Annotated in this window: 19 protein-coding genes; 10 read left to right on the forward strand and 9 right to left on the reverse strand. The window is 34.7% G+C overall.

The features are described from left to right. Positions 1 to 7 precede the first annotated feature (7 nt). The 4 genes from rpsK to rplQ are packed head-to-tail and all read left to right on the forward strand — an operon-like array spanning position 8 to position 2,491. Positions 8 to 397, forward strand: coding sequence for a 30S ribosomal protein S11 (gene rpsK / locus Q0K76_RS09205; RefSeq protein ID WP_294614763.1), 390 nt, complete (start codon positions 8 to 10; stop codon positions 395 to 397). 42 nt (positions 398 to 439) lie between these two features. Next, the gene (gene rpsD, locus Q0K76_RS09210) at positions 440 to 1,060 is read left to right on the forward strand and encodes a 30S ribosomal protein S4 (RefSeq protein WP_294614766.1); all 621 of its coding nucleotides are present in this window, start codon (positions 440 to 442) and stop codon (positions 1,058 to 1,060) included. A gap of 25 nt (positions 1,061 to 1,085) precedes the next feature. Continuing rightward, positions 1,086 to 2,075 (forward strand): DNA-directed RNA polymerase subunit alpha, encoded by a 990-nt coding sequence (gene rpoA, locus Q0K76_RS09215; protein ID WP_034911133.1) that lies wholly within the window; start codon positions 1,086 to 1,088, stop codon positions 2,073 to 2,075. Positions 2,076 to 2,104: 29 nt separating this feature from the next. Beyond that, positions 2,105 to 2,491 (forward strand): 50S ribosomal protein L17, encoded by a 387-nt coding sequence (rplQ, locus tag Q0K76_RS09220; RefSeq protein ID WP_086362668.1) that lies wholly within the window; start codon positions 2,105 to 2,107, stop codon positions 2,489 to 2,491. 417 nt (positions 2,492 to 2,908) lie between these two features. On the opposite strand, the gene Q0K76_RS09225 is transcribed toward rplQ, so the two are convergent. The 3 genes from Q0K76_RS09225 to slyD all read right to left on the reverse strand — a co-directional run bounded on the left by Q0K76_RS09225 (position 2,909) and on the right by slyD (position 4,586). Then, a complete protein-coding gene (locus tag Q0K76_RS09225; protein ID WP_294614774.1) occupies positions 2,909 to 3,112 on the reverse strand; it encodes a SlyX family protein in 204 nt (67 codons plus the stop codon). Between the two features lie 55 nt (positions 3,113 to 3,167). Then, positions 3,168 to 3,839: a DNA repair protein RadC gene (gene radC, locus Q0K76_RS09230; protein ID WP_294614777.1), complete on the reverse strand. Its 672-nt coding sequence runs from the start codon at positions 3,837 to 3,839 to the stop codon at positions 3,168 to 3,170. Between the two features lie 171 nt (positions 3,840 to 4,010). Beyond that, positions 4,011 to 4,586: a peptidylprolyl isomerase gene (gene slyD, locus Q0K76_RS09235; protein WP_294614780.1), complete on the reverse strand. Its 576-nt coding sequence runs from the start codon at positions 4,584 to 4,586 to the stop codon at positions 4,011 to 4,013. Between the two features lie 309 nt (positions 4,587 to 4,895). Here slyD and Q0K76_RS09240 point away from each other — a divergent pair, with 309 nt between their 5' ends. Both Q0K76_RS09240 and Q0K76_RS09245 read left to right on the forward strand, forming a co-directional pair. Further along, entirely contained in the window at positions 4,896 to 7,658 is a 2,763-nt protein-coding gene (locus tag Q0K76_RS09240) for a DUF2339 domain-containing protein (RefSeq protein ID WP_294614783.1), read from the forward strand. Positions 7,659 to 7,715: 57 nt separating this feature from the next. Further along, the gene (locus Q0K76_RS09245) at positions 7,716 to 9,101 is read left to right on the forward strand and encodes a DUF3999 family protein (protein ID WP_294614786.1); all 1,386 of its coding nucleotides are present in this window, start codon (positions 7,716 to 7,718) and stop codon (positions 9,099 to 9,101) included. Between the two features lie 44 nt (positions 9,102 to 9,145). Here Q0K76_RS09245 and glnS read toward each other — a convergent pair whose 3' ends face one another. The 3 genes from glnS to Q0K76_RS09260 form a co-directional block, all read right to left on the reverse strand. Then, positions 9,146 to 10,825, reverse strand: coding sequence for a glutamine--tRNA ligase (gene glnS / locus Q0K76_RS09250; protein WP_294614789.1), 1,680 nt, complete (start codon positions 10,823 to 10,825; stop codon positions 9,146 to 9,148). A gap of 201 nt (positions 10,826 to 11,026) precedes the next feature. After that, positions 11,027 to 12,370: an ATP-binding protein gene (locus tag Q0K76_RS09255; RefSeq protein ID WP_294614793.1), complete on the reverse strand. Its 1,344-nt coding sequence runs from the start codon at positions 12,368 to 12,370 to the stop codon at positions 11,027 to 11,029. Beyond that, complete coding sequence (locus Q0K76_RS09260; protein WP_294614797.1) at positions 12,367 to 13,095, reverse strand: winged helix-turn-helix domain-containing protein; 729 nt, start codon at positions 13,093 to 13,095, stop codon at positions 12,367 to 12,369. The genes Q0K76_RS09255 and Q0K76_RS09260 overlap by 4 nt, the downstream gene beginning before the upstream one ends. A gap of 158 nt (positions 13,096 to 13,253) precedes the next feature. Here Q0K76_RS09260 and Q0K76_RS09265 point away from each other — a divergent pair, with 158 nt between their 5' ends. Genes Q0K76_RS09265 through Q0K76_RS09280 form a run of 4 tightly spaced genes read left to right on the forward strand, consistent with a single transcriptional unit; the run spans position 13,254 to position 15,588 of the window. Further along, positions 13,254 to 13,982 (forward strand): MtnX-like HAD-IB family phosphatase, encoded by a 729-nt coding sequence (locus tag Q0K76_RS09265; RefSeq protein WP_294614799.1) that lies wholly within the window; start codon positions 13,254 to 13,256, stop codon positions 13,980 to 13,982. A gap of 13 nt (positions 13,983 to 13,995) precedes the next feature. Then, positions 13,996 to 14,844 (forward strand): alpha/beta fold hydrolase, encoded by an 849-nt coding sequence (locus Q0K76_RS09270; protein WP_294614802.1) that lies wholly within the window; start codon positions 13,996 to 13,998, stop codon positions 14,842 to 14,844. After that, positions 14,832 to 15,188, forward strand: coding sequence for a hypothetical protein (locus tag Q0K76_RS09275; protein ID WP_294614805.1), 357 nt, complete (start codon positions 14,832 to 14,834; stop codon positions 15,186 to 15,188). Before Q0K76_RS09270 ends, Q0K76_RS09275 begins: the two co-directional genes overlap by 13 nt. Before the next feature lies 1 nt (position 15,189). Next, a complete protein-coding gene (locus Q0K76_RS09280) occupies positions 15,190 to 15,588 on the forward strand; it encodes an EamA family transporter (protein WP_294614808.1) in 399 nt (132 codons plus the stop codon). An 89-nt stretch (positions 15,589 to 15,677) separates the two neighbouring features. Here the strand turns inward: Q0K76_RS09280 and Q0K76_RS09285 are convergent, their stop codons facing one another. From Q0K76_RS09285 to Q0K76_RS09295, 3 genes are all read right to left on the reverse strand, one after another. After that, complete coding sequence (locus Q0K76_RS09285; protein ID WP_294614811.1) at positions 15,678 to 16,547, reverse strand: arginase family protein; 870 nt, start codon at positions 16,545 to 16,547, stop codon at positions 15,678 to 15,680. Next, on the reverse strand, positions 16,544 to 17,593 hold the full coding sequence (locus Q0K76_RS09290; protein WP_294614814.1) for a GNAT family N-acetyltransferase: 1,050 nt from the start codon (positions 17,591 to 17,593) through the stop codon (positions 16,544 to 16,546). Before Q0K76_RS09290 ends, Q0K76_RS09285 begins: the two co-directional genes overlap by 4 nt. 75 nt (positions 17,594 to 17,668) lie before the next feature. Further along, positions 17,669 to 18,591, reverse strand: a 923-nt coding sequence (locus tag Q0K76_RS09295; protein WP_294614817.1) for an aminotransferase class III-fold pyridoxal phosphate-dependent enzyme, incomplete at its 5' end; no start/stop codon positions are given.

Consider the following 18,591-nt stretch of genomic DNA (forward strand, 5'->3'; position numbering starts at 1 on the left):
TAAATAAATGGCAAAGACACCTGTTCGTGCACGTAAACGTGTAAAAAAACAAGTTTCTGATGGTGTAGCTCATATTCATGCATCATTTAACAATACAATCGTAACTATTACCGATCGTCAAGGTAATGCGTTGGGTTGGGCAACCGCTGGTGGTTCAGGATTCCGTGGCTCTCGTAAGTCAACTCCTTTTGCCGCTCAAGTAGCAGCAGAACGTTGCGCTGAAGCCGTAAAAGATTACGGGATTAAGAATCTAGAAGTTATGGTAAAAGGACCTGGTCCTGGTCGTGAGTCAACAATTCGTGCATTAAATGCAGCGGGTTATCGCATCACTAATATTACTGATGTTACTCCGATTCCTCATAACGGTTGTCGTCCACCAAAGAAACGTCGTGTTTAATTTTATTAAACATTGAATGTTTAGGATTATTGGAGAAATAAAATGGCAAGATATTTGGGACCTAAGCTCAAATTAAGTCGTCGTGAAGGTACAGATTTATTCCTTAAATCTGGTGTCCGAGCGGTTGATAGTAAATGTAAATTAGAACAAGCTCCTGGACAACATGGTGCGCGTAAACCGCGTTTATCCGATTATGGTGTTCAGTTACGTGAAAAACAAAAAGTTAGACGTATTTATGGAATTCTTGAACGTCAGTTCCGTAATTACTATAAAAATGCTGCGCGTATTAAAGGTAATACAGGTGAAAACTTATTAAACCTTTTAGAACGTCGCTTAGATAACGTTGTTTATCGCATGGGATTCGGTGCAACTCGTGCTGAAGCTCGTCAATTAGTTAGTCATAAAGCTGTTCTTGTTAATGGACGCGTAGTTAATATTGCATCTTATCAAGTTTCACCAGAAGATGTAATTAGTGTTCGCGAAAAATCGAAAAAACAAGCGCGTATTAAAGCTGCTTTAGAACTAGCTGAACAACGTGAAAAACCAACTTGGTTAGAAGTTGATGCGGGGAAAATGGAAGGCGTATTTAGACGCTTACCAGAGCGTTCAGATTTATCTGCTGACATCAACGAACATTTGATCGTCGAACTTTACTCTAAGTAAAGTTTAGCACTTAAGAGAGGACATAATGCAGGGTTCTGTAACAGAGTTTTTAAAACCTCACCTAGTTGATGTTGTTCAATACAGTCAAACTCATGCTAAAGTGACTTTAGAGCCACTAGAGCGTGGTTTTGGTCATACTTTAGGTAATGCACTACGCCGCATTCTATTATCTTCAATGCCAGGATATGCAGTAACCGAAGTTGAAATTGACGGTGTTCTGCATGAGTATAGTACTAAAGAAGGTGTTCAAGAAGATGTACTTGATATTTTGCTTAATTTGAAAAAATTAGCTGTACGAGTACATACCAAAGATGATGTAATGCTGACTTTAAATAAATCAGGTATTGGTGCGGTAACTGCATCGGATATTACTCACGATGGTGATGTTGAAATTGTTAATCCTGATTTAGTAATTTGTCATCTTACTGATGCAAATGCTTCAATTAGTATGCGTATTCGTGTACAACGAGGACGTGGTTATGTCCCTGCTTCTGCTCGCGTTAAGTCAGAAGATGAAGAACGACCAATTGGTCGTCTATTAGTTGATGCATGTTATAGCCCTGTTGAGCGTATCGCTTATTCTGTCGATGCTGCTCGTGTGGAGCAACGTACCGATTTAGATAAACTAGTTATCGATATGGAAACTAATGGTACTATCGATCCTGAGGAGTCTATTCGTCGCGCATCAACTATTTTGGCTGAACAACTTGAAGCTTTTGTTGATTTACGTGATGTACGTCAACCTGAAGTGAAAGAAGATAAACCGGAATTTGATCCGATTCTTCTACGACCAGTAGATGATTTGGAATTAACTGTTCGGTCTGCTAATTGCTTAAAAGCAGAAGCAGTTCATTATATTGGTGATTTAGTGCAACGTACTGAAGTCGAGTTACTTAAAACCCCTAATCTTGGTAAAAAATCTCTTACTGAAATTAAGGATGTGCTCGCATCTCGTGGTTTATCTTTAGGCATGCGTCTTGAGAACTGGCCACCAGCAAGTATTGTTGAAGACTAAGATAAAATTTATATAAGAAGGATAAAGTTATGCGCCATCGTAAAAGTGGTCGTCAACTGAACCGAAATAGCAGCCATCGCCAAGCAATGTTTCGTAACATGACTAGTTCACTTGTTGAACATGAAATCATCAAAACTACATTGCCAAAAGCAAAAGAGTTGCGTCGTGTCGTTGAACCGTTAATTACGCTAGCTAAAAGCGATAGCGTAGCTAATCGCCGTTTGGCTTTTGCTCGTATCCGTGATAAAGATACAGTAAAAAAATTATTTTCAGATTTAGGTCCACGTTTTGCTACGCGCCCAGGTGGTTATGTACGTATTTTAAAATGTGGCTTTCGTGATGGAGATAATGCTCCAATGGCTTATATTGAATTAGTTGATCGTCCAGCAGTGGAAGCAGAAGTCGCAGCTGAATAATTATATTATCAAACCATTGTGTATTAAAACCGGCTAATGTGCCGGTTTTTTATTCATAATTATTATTGTACTGCAACACAGCCATAGCTGTAGAATTTCATGAACATCACTATTTTTATCAATTACATTTTATTTTTATAAAATATTTATAAATAAAATATTTACTCTATTCAACAATAGATTACAGCTCATTTTCAAAATCTCTCGTGATGTGATTATTATAGAAACCTAGGCTTTGAAAAAAATGGAGTAAGAGCTTATTAATTTAACTTTTTCGTTAACTTATTGTCGATAGATTTTTATACGAATAAGACATATGATTTTATTTAAAGTTGAGAATGAAAATATTCATTCGTAACAGTTAACTGTATTTGAAATATTTAATTTGATTAATCAAAAAATATTATTAAAGCTAAACTAATAATGTGGTGGTGGTGTTTCTTCTGATAGGTTCGCAATATTGGATACCTGGCTTGCTTGTAATTTTTGTGATAGTAGAATTAATTGTTCTTTTAATTTACTCACATCAGCTTGTAGATTCGTTACCGATTGATTTAGTTCTTCAATCGTGATTTCTTGAAAAGCGACTTTTGTTTCTAAAAATTCTAGTTGTTGGTTCATAGAAATATCTTCATTAATGAGTTACTTTAACAAGCTCTATTGTAGGTAAAATTAGCTATAAAATCCATCCTCGTTCCGCAAAAGAAACATATTCGCCTTTACCAATTACGATATGATCAATAATTTGTATATCAATTAATTCACAAACTTGTTCGATTTTTCTAGTAAGATTACGATCTGCTTGACTAGGTTCAGCCACACCTGAAGGATGATTGTGTGCTAAAATCAAAGCGGCAGCGTTATGTTGTAATGCTCGTCTGGCAACTTCACGAGGATGAACTTCCACACAATTATAAGTACCGGTGAACATCTCTTCAGAGGTAATTACATGATTTTGATTATCTAAAAAAAGAACCATAAAAATTTCCCGTTCTTTGTTTGCTAAACGGCTTGCTAAATAGTGATGTGTTAATGATGGGGAAGTAAGTGAATTTTCTTTTATCATTTTCACATTTAAATAACGGTGAGAAAGTTCAACAACGGCTTTTAATTGTGTATATTTAGCTGTGCCAAGCCCATGTATCTTACAAAAATCACTATGACTTGCATTTATTAAATGATACAAAGAACCAAACTGATAGAGTAATTTTTGCGATAGCTCCATGACTGGTAATTTGCGCGTGCCTGTGCGTAAAAATAGCGCAAGTAATTCTGCATCACTTAAAGTTTCAACTCCAAATTGTAAAAGCTTCTCTCGTGGCATTAATCTTGTAGTTTGTGAAGGCATAACTACTTTATTCTCTTTATAGAAAAAGATGATTATTGATGAAATGATTAAGATGGAAAATGGTAGTTTTCAGATTTTGTGAATTATTTCACAGAAAGATTAAACATTTTACATTATTAAAAAATAAAAGCGCAATTAAGCGCTTTATTATTAGTTGTTTGTTTTTTTACACTAATGACAACCACATCCGCCATGATTACCACCACAGCAACCACTGTTTTCATCTTCGTCTTCACCATGACTATGTCCACCGCAACCACAATCACCATGACTATGATTGTGAGCATCAGATCCATGGATATGTCCGTGAGAAATTTCTTCTTCAGTTGCCGCGCGAATCGCTAATACCTCGACATTAAAATATAGATCTTGTCCTGCTAACATATGATTACCATCAATAGTAATGGTATCTCCATTGATGGCGGTAATTTCAACGGGTAAAGAGCCGTGTTCAGTATCAGCAAAAAAACGCATTCCTACCTCAAGTTCATTAACACCAACAAACACGTCACGAGGTACATTTTGTACAAGTGCATCATTAAAATCACCATAAGCGTTAATCAGTTCAACATCAAATTTATCGCCAACTTGATGACCTTCTAATGCCTTTTCAAGGTCCTGTAATAGATTTCCAGCACCATGCAAATATTCTAAAGGTGCGGTAACTGTTGCTTCGTCAACAAGAACGCCATCTTTAGTTCGAACTTGATATGCCAAACTTACCACTGTATCTTTTGCTATTTTCATTTTTTCTCCGACAGACATTACTAAGCAATTCTGATAGATTTTAACGGAAAAAAGCTCATCTGTATGCTAGTTTTTTGTAAAAAAGTTTCAGGACATACTAACGTTTAAGTATGCCACGATTAAATATTAAACAAAAACTGATTTGAAAATAATTTAACTATAAATGTAAGTTCCATACATAATTGATCGAAATAGTTAGTTTTTACGGTTGAATAAAAAATAAAAATATACTTAGGTATATTTATTAGTTATATATTAGAATCGTAATTGATGAACAAAAACAATTAATAAAACGATACGAGAAAAACAATGACTTTTCTTTTGCTGATTATGATAATCATCATGTTTGTTGTGGTAATTATAGTTTTATCCAACATGAAAGATCATATTACGGGTTTGCAAATTCAGCTAACTGAATTACAAAAAAAAGTTCAACAGTTTGAATTAAGCGAGATTAACACCCCGATTAAATCAGAAATAAATGGTGAAATTACTCATGGAATTCCAAATCAAGAACAATCTCAGAATGAAAATAGCTCACTAACTAATGAAATAACGTCAATAGCACCGGATTCGCAGAATCCTTCAATAACTGAACCTGATGTTAATACCGAACCACTTGCACGCCCCTCTCAATTACAACAATCAGACGATTTGTTCATTACTGCTCCACAAAAAATATCGTCAGACCAGTCGACTGATGTAGCTAATCATTTTATTAGTTGGTTACTTAAAGGCAATCTTGTGGCTAAAGTCGCTATTATTATTCTGTTTTTCGGTCTCTCGTATCTGTTTAAATATAGTATTGAACATGGCTTATTATCACCAGAAATTCGGGTGTTAGGAGCTTTAGTTTTAGGTATTGCATTATTAACTATCGGTTGGCGGCTACGTCATAAAAAACAGCTTTATGCGTTAATATTACAAGGTGGTGCCATTGGTATTTTATATTTAACCATATTTGCGGCATTCAAACTTTATGATCTAGTACCAGTGCTATTAGCTTTTGCTTTATTAATTGTTATTTGTGGTACAAGTATTTTATTTGCCATATTACAACGTACTATGATTATGGCGATTATTGCCAGTGTCGGTGGTTATTTAGCCCCGATTTTATTATCCACCGGTTCGGGTAATCATATTGCACTATTTAGTTATTATTTAATGCTATCAAGTGCTATTTTAGTAATTAGTAACTGGCAATCTTGGCGCATACTTAATCTGATAGGATTCTTATTTACCTTTATTGTGTCGTTATTATGGGGCATGAAATCTTACCAACCAGAATTTTATACTGAGTGTCAATTTTTTATTCTCGCTAATATGTTAATTTACGGTATATTAGCTGTATTACTTTCAATTCGTAGTATAAAAAAAGAACATTATCAATATCCAATCGACTTAATTTTACTCTTTGGGGTACCAATATCAGGTTTTGCTTTGCAATATGCAATTACACGCCAGTGGGAATTTGGTCCTGCATTTTCATCCTTAGGATTTGGACTGTTTTACTTAATTGGTGCATATATTACATTGCATGCCTGGCGAACTACCGCTAAAACAACTTCGTTATTTGGACTGGCAATTGGTATTGGGTTCAGTAATTTAGCCATTCCATTAGCCTTTAGTGCTAACTGGACTGCATTAATCTGGCTATTCGAAGGTACAACATTAAGTTGGGTAATGCTCACACAAAAACAATATCGTTTTGCTTGGTTTGGTGCCTTAATTACGTTATTAGGGATGATGTCTGGTATTATTTCTATACCACTATATTATTTATCCACAACTGAGTTTATTACTCTTTTTGGTATGATGAGTGCTGTTTTGCTATTTAATGCTTGTCTATGGCACTATTATCGTAATGTGCATAATACCTCAGCAAATGTGTTAAAAATCGTATTTATTATAATAGCCAGTATTATATGGGCAATTTGGATTTTAATTAGCATAATGCAAACCATGGGGAGTGTTCCTAAAACCCAACCTATTATCCTGTGTTTTATTATCTCCGTGTGGTTATGGTACTTCATTGGTAGGAAATTAAAATGGGATCTGCTATGTTATGCCACCCTTACGCTCTGGCCCGTGCTGTTATTAGCCATTTTAAATAATGGCGTTACTTTACATTACAGCATCAAGAATATTGGTTTTTGGAGCATAGTTTGGCCGGTTGCTTTTATCAGTGCTTATGTTTATTTACATAAAGCAAAAAAACTAATTAACCAACTACAAAAACAGCTATTTTATATATTACATATTAGCTTGTTTTGGATAATGCTAATTTGGCTATTTAATGAAATTAGATCATTATTAAATACACTGCCATGGGGATTCGAAATAGTTGAGTTTAGCTTACTTACAATTGTTGCAAGTAGCATTATATTACTGTGTTATTATTTAATTAAACGACGAATACTGGTTACCTCTTCTTTAATTAAATCGTACTGGTTAGTTGGGTTATTACCAATTGCCATTTATTTGACTTATTCATTAATCATCGGCATTACTCTAAGTGGACAAATTATTTATTGGTACTATATGCCATTGCTTAACCCTCTGGAAGAAAGTGCAATCTTCGCTTGGATTATGCTTGGTCTATGGTTGAAATTAGCTACACCTGTTTTAAAAGATCACTCCGCAATCATCGATATCACTAACATTCAAAAACCATTAACCAATATTGTTATTACTTTATTAATTGCACTGGCTTTTTTATGGGCAAATAGTATGGTATTAAGAAGCCTAAGCCAATGGTTTAATCTTAACTGGTCATTCTATTCCTTATGGCATACTAACATTATTCAAGTGGTATTATCGTTAATTTGGACATTAACCGCAGTTATACTAGTGGGGATTGCCCACCGTTACTTACTGCGTAAAGTATGGTATGCCGGCGTTATTTTACAAAGCGTTATTGTAGCCAAATTAGTCTTTGTAGACAGTGTGGAACTCGATGGATTATTACGAGCATTTGTGTTTATCGGTGTCGCATTATTAATGCTATTAATTGGTTATTTAGCACCATTGCCACCCAAAATCCCAGTAAATATAGATAAACAACAGGAATAACAGTTATACCTTTAGGTATGAAAAATAATATAGATTTCTCTTATGGATGAATAAATTATGAAAAAACCATTATTATACTTGCTATTGTTAATCAGTGGACTAAGTCATGCAACCGAAACAACTCTCGATTATGCCTATGGCGCCACAATTAAGCTAACTGATGAAGCTAGCATGTATAATCGAATTGATCTTACTAATGATGTCTATACCCAAACTGTTTCTAGCTATTTAGATGATGTGAGGGTATTTAATCAAAAGGGACAACCGGTGCCTTATTCATTAGTTAATATCTACCAACAAAATAATGAGAGCCAAACTTTCCCGGCCACGATTTATTCATTAGATAACAGCCGCAAAATTAATTCAGATGATAGCAGCAACCAAGATCTTGAACGATACAACATCAATATCAATAGCAAAGATATTCAAATTAATCTTGATAAAACCACTGATAAAGATAGTAACAGTGCAACTTATTTACTACAAATTCCTGACAATATTAAACTAGAAAAATCAATAACGAGTTTATCGATTGATTTTGATACCACTATAACTCAAAATTGGCAAGCCACAGCTAGATTAATGTGTAGTTATGATTTAAAAAATTGGCGATCAGTGATGGATAATATTCCGATTATGTCACTTACTGATAACAATAATAACCAATCTCTTAAGCTCAATACCATTGATATTCCACCGCAATATAATTTTAAAGCTCACTATTGGATTATCGTATTAACAGCAAAACAAAATGCCATACCTAATTTCAAAACAGTTGAATTTACTTCAAAAAATAATCGTACTGAAGTAGCATTGTTTCCAATCGATTCTGTACTAACAAGTTCTAATCATCAAGAAGCAACCTACATATTACCTTCACCACAGCCAGTTAAAGAGCTATCGATTCAATTAGCTAGTACCCGATCTGTGTTACCACTTAGCATGTACTATAAAACAAGTGATGATGATAAAATCTGGCATAAACTCAGTGATTATATTATTCGTCGAGTTAATAGCGATGATCAACCACAGCGCATTAAATTAGATTATGCCAATTTAAATGTCCAACAATTACAGATTAGAGCTATCAATGCTAGCTTTGATGAAGCCCCAAAAATTACCGCCTATCGTGATCGCATGAGTATTATTTTTAATAGTAGCAATAATGGACCTTTTATTTTAGCGTGGGGATCGATCAAAGCAACTTCGGCTTCGTTGACCGAGCAAGCATTGCTTTCAAATGTACAATCGGCAATTGATTTGCCACAAGCTTATCTTGGTGATAGAGTAGAGCTTGCTGGGGAAAGTGCATTAATTCAAACCACTACGGAACCTTCTCATTTTCCTAAATGGATAATTTGGATTTGTTTAATAGCAGGAGCCGCCTTCTTAATTATTTTAGCGTTGAAGCTTATTAAAGAGATTAAAAAAATCAATAATTGATAAATTAAGTAGAAAAATTCGCCGACTACAGTCGGCGATTGTGACTATTTTGATGAGGATTCATTCCAGCTATCTCTTAAGCCCACAGTTCGATTAAACACTAAATTATCTTCAGTTGCATATTTACTATCTAAACAAAAATAACCTTCACGTTCAAACTGATAAGCTTGTCCAGCTTTAGCGTTTTGTAAACTTGGTTCCACAAAACCTTGCTTAATAACTAATGAAGTGGGATTAATCGTTGCTAAAAAGTCTTCGGCTGCGCCTGGATTTGGTGTATTAAATAAGCGATCATATAAGCGAATTTCAGCTGGTTTAGCAAACTTAGCCGAAACCCAATGAATAACCCCTTTAATTTTGCGACCATCTTCAGGATTTTTATTTAGTGTTGCTGGATCATAAGTACAATAAATAGTTTGAATATTACCATGTACATCTTTTTCAACTTTATCTGCACGAATAACATAGGCATTACGCAACCGCACTTCTTTACCTAATACCAGTCGTTTATAGTTTTTATTCGCTTCCTCTCGAAAATCAGCACGATCAATATAAATCTCACGGGTAAAAGTCACTTCCCGATGACCTAATTCAGGACGATTAGGATGATTTGGCATACTGAGCACTTCATCAAGTGTGTCAGAAAAGTTCTCAATAACCACTTTAACCGGATCAAGTACCGCCATAGCTCGAGGTGCGTTTTCGTTAAGATCTTCGCGAATACAAAACTCAAGTGTACTCATTTCAACGGTATTTTCTTGTTTAGTAATACCAATTCGCTGACAAAAATCACGAATAGATGCTGGCGTATAGCCACGGCGACGTAAGCCTGAAATGGTTGGCATGCGAGGATCGTTCCAGCCATCAACTATTTTTTCTGATACTAATAAATTGAGTTTACGTTTTGACGTAATTGCATATTCTAAATTTAATCTTGAAAATTCATACTGATGTGGTCGCGCGCTAATAGTAATATTATCTAATACCCAATCATATAAACGGCGATTATCCTGAAATTCAAGTGTACATAACGAGTGAGTAATATTTTCAATCGCATCAGAAATGCAGTGAGTAAAGTCATACATTGGGTAAATACACCATTTATTACCCGTTTGATGATGTTCTGCAAACTTAATCCGATATAAGACCGGATCACGCATCACAATAAAAGGTGATGTCATGTCAATTTTAGCGCGTAAACAAGCCTTACCTTCGGCAAATTTACCTTCCTTCATCTGCTTAAATAGGGCTAAATTTTCATCCACACTGCGATCTCGATAAGGACTATTTTTGCCCGCTTGAGTTAAGGTGCCACGGTATTCACGGATTTCGTCAGCCGAAAGTTCATCAACATATGCTAATCCTTTAGTAATTAATTCAATAGCATAGCCATAAAGCTTCTCAAAATAATCAGAGGAGTGACATATCTTACCATCCCACTCGAAACCTAACCAACGCACATCTTCTTTGATCGATTCAACGTATTCAACATCTTCTTTGGCCGGATTGGTATCATCAAAACGCAAATTGCATTTACCTTGATAGTCTTTAGCAATACCAAAATTTAAACAAATTGACTTAGCATGGCCAATATGCAAATAACCATTAGGCTCAGGTGGAAAGCGAGTATGGATGGTTTTATATTTCCCTGCCGCAAGATCGGTATCAATAATCTGGCGAATAAAATTAGTTGGACGAGTCTCTGTCGGTAATGAACCGCTCATAACAAACCTCTGAATATATATTTACTCATGACAAATTTAAAATCAGCTTTGTCACTGTTATTATTTTAGTCGAAGAATATAACAAATTTTTTATTTTTTCGAAATGATAAAACTAGGTATTTAAATCGCCAAAAGCAAATTTATACTAAAACGCATAGTTAATCTGAAACATTTTCACAAGATTGGATTATTAATCATTATTTATTCATTACCTGATTTCAGTGATACCACAAATCTTGCACCACCTAATGGGCTGGTTACAACAAAAGCTTTACCATTATGAAATTCAGCCATTAATTTGACATAAGCTAAACCTAAACCATAACCTCCGGTTGAACGAGTTCGACTGGTATCAAGTCTGGAAAAAGGCATAAAAATCTTATCGCGGGCATCAAAAGGGATACCAGCACCATCATCATCAATCTCAATAACCACACTATTTTGCTGTTTTCTCAGATTTAAGACGGCCTTATGTGCTGCATATTTGAAAGCATTAAGTAATAAATTTTTGACTATGGTTTCCATTAAATTGGTGTCAATTAATGCTTCAACATTTTGGCAATTACATATCAATTCAAATTCTTTAGGTTTAAATAATTCAAGGGACTGACAGATTTTATCTCCCCACTCTTTTAACGATACCCGGGTTAGATTTAACTCAATATTGCTTTGCTGCATTTTAAAGTAATTTAAACTAGCATTAATCAGTGTTTCTAGTTCATTAATATCATCACTCATGCCTTTTTGTAACAGTAATCTTTCTTGTTCATCGATCGACTCTTCAAGCATACTGAGCTCAAAACGCATTCTAGCAAGAGGCGTTCGTAATTCATGCGCCATAGCATGTGAAATAGTTTGATTAGTACTAACTAAATGTTCAATGTGAGTACCCATATTATTCAGGACATTTGCTAATGGCTTAAATAACCAACCTTTTACATTTTCTGTGCGTGCATGCAAGTTTCCTTGCCCTAGTTGTTCAGCCGTTTGCCGAATATTAACGAGATCTTTCCAAACAGCACTAAAGGCAAAATAGATCAGAATAAAAAAGATAATAGCACTAAATAGTGCCCAAATAAGCAAGAAAACACTTAAAGACATAGTGTTAGATTCCAAAATATCTCGCATTATAATCGGACCTAATTGCAACAAATTACCATCTTTTAAATCAACATAGACAACTTCCTTATCACCATCATATGAAAATCCAAGTTTGACTAATTCGTTGTGTACAGAATGAGGTAGTGATGTATTAATTGGCATTATCTCAATTGGATAACCAAAATAAGGTTGTAATTCCTTAACGACTTCTTGCAGTGGACGATCTTTATTTTCATTAATTTGCATGCGAATTAAATTGACTGTTCCACGTTGAGATTCTCGGAACACAATATGATCATCAGGCATATCGGTTAATGAAGAAGGTAAAGAGTCAAAAACCAATAAAGCGCCATAAGCAATAATACACTGCAATGAAAGTAAAATAACAAGGTAGAATATAATACGACGATTAAAAAATAGTGGTTTAGCGAGTAAATGACTCAATGGTTATCCCCTTCGCGTAAAAATAAATAGCCTTTCCCCCGCACTGTTTTGATTCTTGATGGATTATCCGGATCATCAAGTAATTTACGACGGAGCCGTGAAATGCGAGCATCAATCGAACGATCACTACCATCAAAATCAATCCCTCTAACCTGCGAAAAAATATCATCTCGAGATAAGATTTTGCCTGCATTATTAGCAAGTAACCATAAAAGATCAAACTCAGCTGTAGTTAAATCAATTTCTAGGTCTTGTAATAATACTTTACGATTTTCACCATCAATTACCAGATTATCAAAAACTATGGTTTTGCCATTAGATGGTATAATTAAATCCTTAGCCCCTTCTTTATCTAATTCTATCTGTTTTCGGCGTAATAAAGCACGGATACGAGCAAGAAGTAATCTAGGTTCAACTGGCTTGGCTAAATAATCATCTGCCCCTAACTCTAGTCCGACAATCTCATCAATATTATCTTCGCTAGCTGTCATAATAAGAATAAAATTATTGAACCATGTGCGTATATCGCGGCAGATATCAAATCCCGATTTTTCTGGTAACATAACATCTAAAATAACAAGATCAGGATTAAGTTGTTGAATTTTTTCTTCAGCCCCATCACCACTATTATGCCATTGAACATTATAGCCTTGTCGGATAAGGTATACTTGAATTAGGTTAGCTAATCGCTCATCATCTTCGATAATTAATATTCGTTCACTCATTTTTCCTGCTTATTACTATGATGTGTAATTAGGGATGCCCCATTATACAGACAATTTCAACCCCGTTACAAAATATATACAAAGAGTCTACAAAGTTTAAAAGCACTCTATGAGAGAATTTGCGCATTTATATATAAATTGGCTATCTTTATTAAGAAATGAACACTTTTTCATCTATTGCAAATCATCTGTTTTATCTATCTCATTCACAACAACAAAAACCAATTGTGTTGTGTGACTTTGATGGCACCATTAGCGTGAAGGATGTAACTGATACCTTATTGAGTCATTTCGGTCAAGATGGTTGTGATGAACTTGAAGAATTATGGGTTAACGGTAAAATTGGCTCTCAAGAATGCATGAGTAAACAGATTGCCTTAATGGATGCAAATTTAAATGAACTCAATCATGTTTTATCACAAATTGAAATTGATCCAACATTTAAAGCATTTATTGATTATACCGAAAAAAATCACATTCCTGTGCATATTGTCAGTGATGGATTAGATTATGCCATTGAGTTTATATTAAAGCGTCATGGGATGGAGCATTTACCTATTTTTGCTAATAAACTAATGCATGACAATAATCGCAGCTGGCGGCTCGAATTTCCTTATGCTAATAAAGATTGTATTAAGCAAAGTGGTAATTGTAAATGTAACCATGTAAAAAAACAGCAACATTTTAATCAAATACTATATGTAGGTGATGGAACTTCAGATTACTGTGTGTCACATAATGTGGATTTTGTTTTTGCAAAAGATAAGCTGATCCATTATTGTGAAAAAAATAAAATCGAACACCGTGCTATAAATTGTTTTACTGATGTAACCAAAGCCTTAAAACACGCACAACAAATGGCAATTCCTGTCATGATGGTAAAGTAAATAAGGAATTATAATGGATACAATTCAAGATTTATCTTATTTTTTACCTGGCAATAAAAATGGCGTGCTCTTGATTCATGGATTAACCGGTACGCCAAATGAGATGCGAATATTAGCCAATGGGCTACATAAAGCAGGATTTACTGTCTATGCCGTGCAATTAGCGGGTCATTGTGGTACAGAAGCCGATCTTTGTAAAACAACATGGCAAGATTGGTATCAAAGTGTGCGGGATGGCGCGGATTATTTAGCTCAGCATGTTGATAATCTTTTTGTTGCTGGACTATCAATGGGAGCCCTACTTGCATTACAGCTTGCTGCCGATAGACCAGAGCAAGTCAAAGGTGTTGGTGTTTATGCCCCAACATTTTATTATGATGGTTGGAGTATGCCTTTTTGGGCTAAAAGGTTTTTCTTCTTGTTAGTTTATTTTAAAAAGCTGGGTATTTTCCAAAAAGTTTCTTTTATTGAAAAACCACCTTATGGGCTAAAAGATGAACGCATTCGCGCGGTAGTATCGGAAAGTATGCTTAGTGGTGATAGTGGCGCAGCTGGACTAGCCGGTAACCCATTTCCCGCTCTGGCTGAAATGCAGTTATTAGCTAAGAATGTGCGTAAGCAGTTACCTAAAGTCACTTCACCTTGTTTAATTATTCATTCAGGTAATGATGATATTGCCAACATTGAAACGAATGCTAAATTGGTCGAAAAACACGTTTCTGCCCCAACTAAACTTATTATATTACATGACAGCTATCATCTAGTCACCATTGATAGTCAAAGGCGAGAAGTGATTAAAGAATCAGTGGCCTTTTTCAATAAAATTGCAGAAGATGGGATGAAAGCACCATGTCACCATTAGTTATTTTGCTTTGGGTCAGCAATATCTGTTTTGATACATTAGGGCAAATTGCTTTTAAATTTGCGGCTACTTCGGCCAATAACCGTAATGGTTGGTATTATTGGTTAGATCTATCTAAAAATGTCTGGATTTGGATAGGGATTATTGCCTATATTGCAGAATTTTTATTATGGCTAGCATTCTTAACCTTAGTCCCCCTATCACAAGGAGTATTGCTTGCTTCATTTAATATTATTACCATTATGCTGATGGGGCGCATTATTTTTAAAGAGTTACTTACAATATATCGTATTATCGGTATGCTGTTAATCACTCTTGGCGTAATTTTTGTAGGGATGAGTTAATATGGCAAGATTCTATTTAATCGGTTTTACTGTATTACTGATTTTCGATACTATTGCTCAATGTAGCTTCAAACTGGCCGCAATTCATGCCCAACCTTTAGCAATGAGTATTGAGTGGTTAATTCGAGTATTTACTAATCCTTGGATTTATATTTCAATTGCTGGTTATATTTTAACTTTTTTTACTTGGATGACGCTGTTAAAAAAAGCGCCTGTTGGACCTGCTTTTGCTGCTTCACATTTTGAAGTAGTAACGGTAATGATTGTTTCAGTTTGGTTATTTCATGAACCAATTACGTCATATAAATTAATTGGCGCTATATTAATTATTTCAGGTATTTTATGTTTAGCTTTTGCTGAAAATAAGTTAACCAAACAAAATTCCAATAAACAACTTTGATTTAGCTCACTAACTAATCAAGTTAGATAGTCAGTTTTATACTGAAACATCTATCTTTCCTGAAACTTTTTTACAATATTTCTATCAATCTATATTAATGCTTTTAATAACGTCAAATTCAGTTGGTGTTGTTCTTGTTGCCAGTTAATCAGGTTATCAGGTGAAATAGTGGGTTGTTTATCTAATGAACTTAACAAACGTTTAAACCAATTGGATGATTGCCATATTGACAGTTCACCAGTAATATCACTACCTATAATACGTTGTTTTATTGAGGTAATCGTGTCGAGTATATGATAAGTTTGTAGCTTACCTTGATCCCAATTAGTATGAATAACCTCTTCGCTCAATACATCTTTATCAATAGATAAATAAACGGGTTGAGTACTATGATATTGTTCTGATAAAAAACTTGCAATCAACTCATCTGGCGTAACAAAATGACGGAAAGCATGACTCAGACCTATTTTTTTTGCCCATGAAACATTGACATCTAAACTCCAATAAGTGAGTTTTTTATGGAAAAGTGGCGACCACCTATTCTCCCAAAAATGAGAAAGTCCAATATCATGTGAGGTAATTCCTAATACATGCACATGACTAACAAATGGTAAGCTTGCAGCATAACTTACCCATGAACCACAATGAATGCCAAACAAATAACGCATGTTATCTGGATGATTATCAAAAATTACCACTTGGATAGGATTCTCTGCTGAATATTGCTTAGCCAGACGCTCGATAAGTAACAAAGAAACATGGTGGTAATCACCACTACCCATTAGCACTGTACCATGATTTTCGGGTAACAATTGTTGTAGTGAGTGACTAAATTGCCGAAATTTCTTCTCTGAACAACCAAAGCGAATACTATCTTGCCAATGAGTAACATTGATCATATTTGCATGCTTAATCTCACCTACACTCTGATCGAAATTGAGTATAACAGGAAATGTCATGCCACTTTCTCCTTATCATTTTCAAAATGACCAATCATGCTACGCAATGCTATTCTTAATAATGGATTGCGAATATAAACTAAATGCTTGGTTAAGGTAAAACTTGCGCCTAACGATGCTTTAACTTCAGGATCGGTCCAACCTGCAATGTAGTGACTAAATCCTTGTTGTAACGCATATTCAAGATTAATAAACCAACTTATATAATAGAGATTTAAGTCTCTTGCTTGAGGATAAACTAACCCAATATATTTATCAATCAACATGTTATTAACCACAAAACAGATATTAAAACCAATCAATTCACCATTGTAGTGGTAAGTAAAAATACGAGCTTGAGCGGCTTTGTTTTGTAATAATTGAATAAAAAAAGGTTTAGTTAATAAATCAAAATGTACTTCACTTTGCTGATAAACATTTAGATACAGCTGATAATATTTATCTAATATTGTATCGTCAAAAAAACAATCATCACCGCTTTGTAATATATCGATTGCTAATTTTTCACGAGCTTTTAATTTTCGTCTAAAGTTTTTACGACGACTATATGAAAAACGAGTAAATAAATCATCAATACTAGTAAAATTAATCGGTACCCAAGCTAATGCTTGTCCTTCAACTTCAATAAAGCCTCGTTTTTTTAGCGACGAAATAAGTTGTTGAGAATATTGATTATCTTTTTCATTAAGTAATGGAGAAGCTAAAGGTAAATCTTTAACAATTAAAAAAGGATATTGTTTGGCATAAGTCGCTTTTAGATTATCAGCTAACTGCTCTACATTAATGTGATGATTGAGTAAAGTATATTCTGAAACAGTAGTACCAATAAAACAGGTATTTGGTTGTAGCCAATGTTGCCATTTTTTAAAAAAAGGAAGTTGCTGAATTTTATTTTTAAAATCTTCAGCAGCCGTTGTTAATAAATCAAATTTAGCCGAAAATGCAGGTACACCATCTTCACTTAGCCATGCACAAAAGTGCTTAGGTGGATGAGTTAAAAAAATATCTATTAGTTCAGTAGGTTCTAACTGATTGATATATTTCATAAGTCTTTATAATGAGTAACTTTGCTATAGCAAGCCCGCCAACATAAAGTCGGCGGGAAGATTAGAAATTGAGTATTAAAGTTCTTTTTTCGCACGAGTGATTAATTGATCTAGTAGTTCAATACCTTGATCTATTTCTTGACGAGAAATATGTAATGACGGTGCAAATGTGATTACATTTTTATAATAACCACCAATATCAAGTACTAAGCCCATTTTAGTGCCTTTCCAATCAAGATCACCTGACATACCAATATCAACCATTTTATCCACTAATGCTTTATTAGCGGTGAAGCCATCCTCAGTACAAATTTCTGCTCTAAGCGCTAAACCTAAACCGTCAACTTCACCGATTTCTTTATGTTTTTTCTCTAGCGTTTTTAATCCTTCAAGGAAATAAGCACCACTATCCATCACCATTTTTTCATAATCAGTTTCTGAGGTCATTTTTAATACTTCTAGACCAACAGCCGTACCGAGTGGGTTTGAAGCAAATGTTGAGTGAGTAGATCCAACTGGGAATACTTGTGGATTAATTAACTCTTCACGCGCCCATAAACCACCTAATGGATTTAATCCGTTAGTTAATGCTTTGGCAAACACTACCACATCAGGTTTTACATCGAAATGTTCAATTGACCAAAGTTTACCAGTACGATAAAAGCCCATTTGAATTTCATCAACTACTAATAAAATTCCATATTGATCCAAGACTTTTTTAAGTCCTTTGAAATAATTACGTGGCGGAACAATATAACCACCTGTTGCTTGTAAAGGTTCTGCATAAAATGCTGCATATTCAGCCTGTCCAACTTTTGGATCCCAAACACCGTGATATTCTGTTTCAAACAAACGTGCAAATTCAGCAACTAAATGTTCACCATACTCTTCAGCGGTCATGCCTTTTGGTCGACGGAATGGATATGGGAATGGTACAAACATCGCACGATCACCAAAATGACCATAACGACGACGATAACGATAACTTGAAGTGATTG

The organism is uncultured Gilliamella sp. (genome assembly GCA_945271295.1).
Classification (GTDB): Bacteria; Pseudomonadota; Gammaproteobacteria; order Enterobacterales; family Orbaceae; genus Gilliamella.

Coding starts and splice junctions, on each gene's coding strand:
- Q0K76_RS09240 (WP_294614783.1), top strand. CDS start 4,896: ATGACTTTTCTTTTGCTGATTATGATAATCATCATGTTTGTTGTGGTA.
- rpsD (WP_294614766.1), top strand. CDS start 440: ATGGCAAGATATTTGGGACCTAAGCTCAAATTAAGTCGTCGTGAAGGT.
- Q0K76_RS09275 (WP_294614805.1), top strand. CDS start 14,832: ATGTCACCATTAGTTATTTTGCTTTGGGTCAGCAATATCTGTTTTGAT.
- rplQ (WP_086362668.1), top strand. CDS start 2,105: ATGCGCCATCGTAAAAGTGGTCGTCAACTGAACCGAAATAGCAGCCAT.
- rpoA (WP_034911133.1), top strand. CDS start 1,086: ATGCAGGGTTCTGTAACAGAGTTTTTAAAACCTCACCTAGTTGATGTT.
- Q0K76_RS09280 (WP_294614808.1), top strand. CDS start 15,190: ATGGCAAGATTCTATTTAATCGGTTTTACTGTATTACTGATTTTCGAT.
- Q0K76_RS09260 (WP_294614797.1), bottom strand. CDS start 13,095: ATGAGTGAACGAATATTAATTATCGAAGATGATGAGCGATTAGCTAAC.
- Q0K76_RS09270 (WP_294614802.1), top strand. CDS start 13,996: ATGGATACAATTCAAGATTTATCTTATTTTTTACCTGGCAATAAAAAT.
- Q0K76_RS09265 (WP_294614799.1), top strand. CDS start 13,254: ATGAACACTTTTTCATCTATTGCAAATCATCTGTTTTATCTATCTCAT.
- glnS (WP_294614789.1), bottom strand. CDS start 10,825: ATGAGCGGTTCATTACCGACAGAGACTCGTCCAACTAATTTTATTCGC.
- radC (WP_294614777.1), bottom strand. CDS start 3,839: ATGCCTTCACAAACTACAAGATTAATGCCACGAGAGAAGCTTTTACAA.
- Q0K76_RS09290 (WP_294614814.1), bottom strand. CDS start 17,593: ATGAAATATATCAATCAGTTAGAACCTACTGAACTAATAGATATTTTT.
- Q0K76_RS09285 (WP_294614811.1), bottom strand. CDS start 16,547: ATGACATTTCCTGTTATACTCAATTTCGATCAGAGTGTAGGTGAGATT.
- rpsK (WP_294614763.1), top strand. CDS start 8: ATGGCAAAGACACCTGTTCGTGCACGTAAACGTGTAAAAAAACAAGTT.
- slyD (WP_294614780.1), bottom strand. CDS start 4,586: ATGAAAATAGCAAAAGATACAGTGGTAAGTTTGGCATATCAAGTTCGA.
- Q0K76_RS09245 (WP_294614786.1), top strand. CDS start 7,716: ATGAAAAAACCATTATTATACTTGCTATTGTTAATCAGTGGACTAAGT.
- Q0K76_RS09225 (WP_294614774.1), bottom strand. CDS start 3,112: ATGAACCAACAACTAGAATTTTTAGAAACAAAAGTCGCTTTTCAAGAA.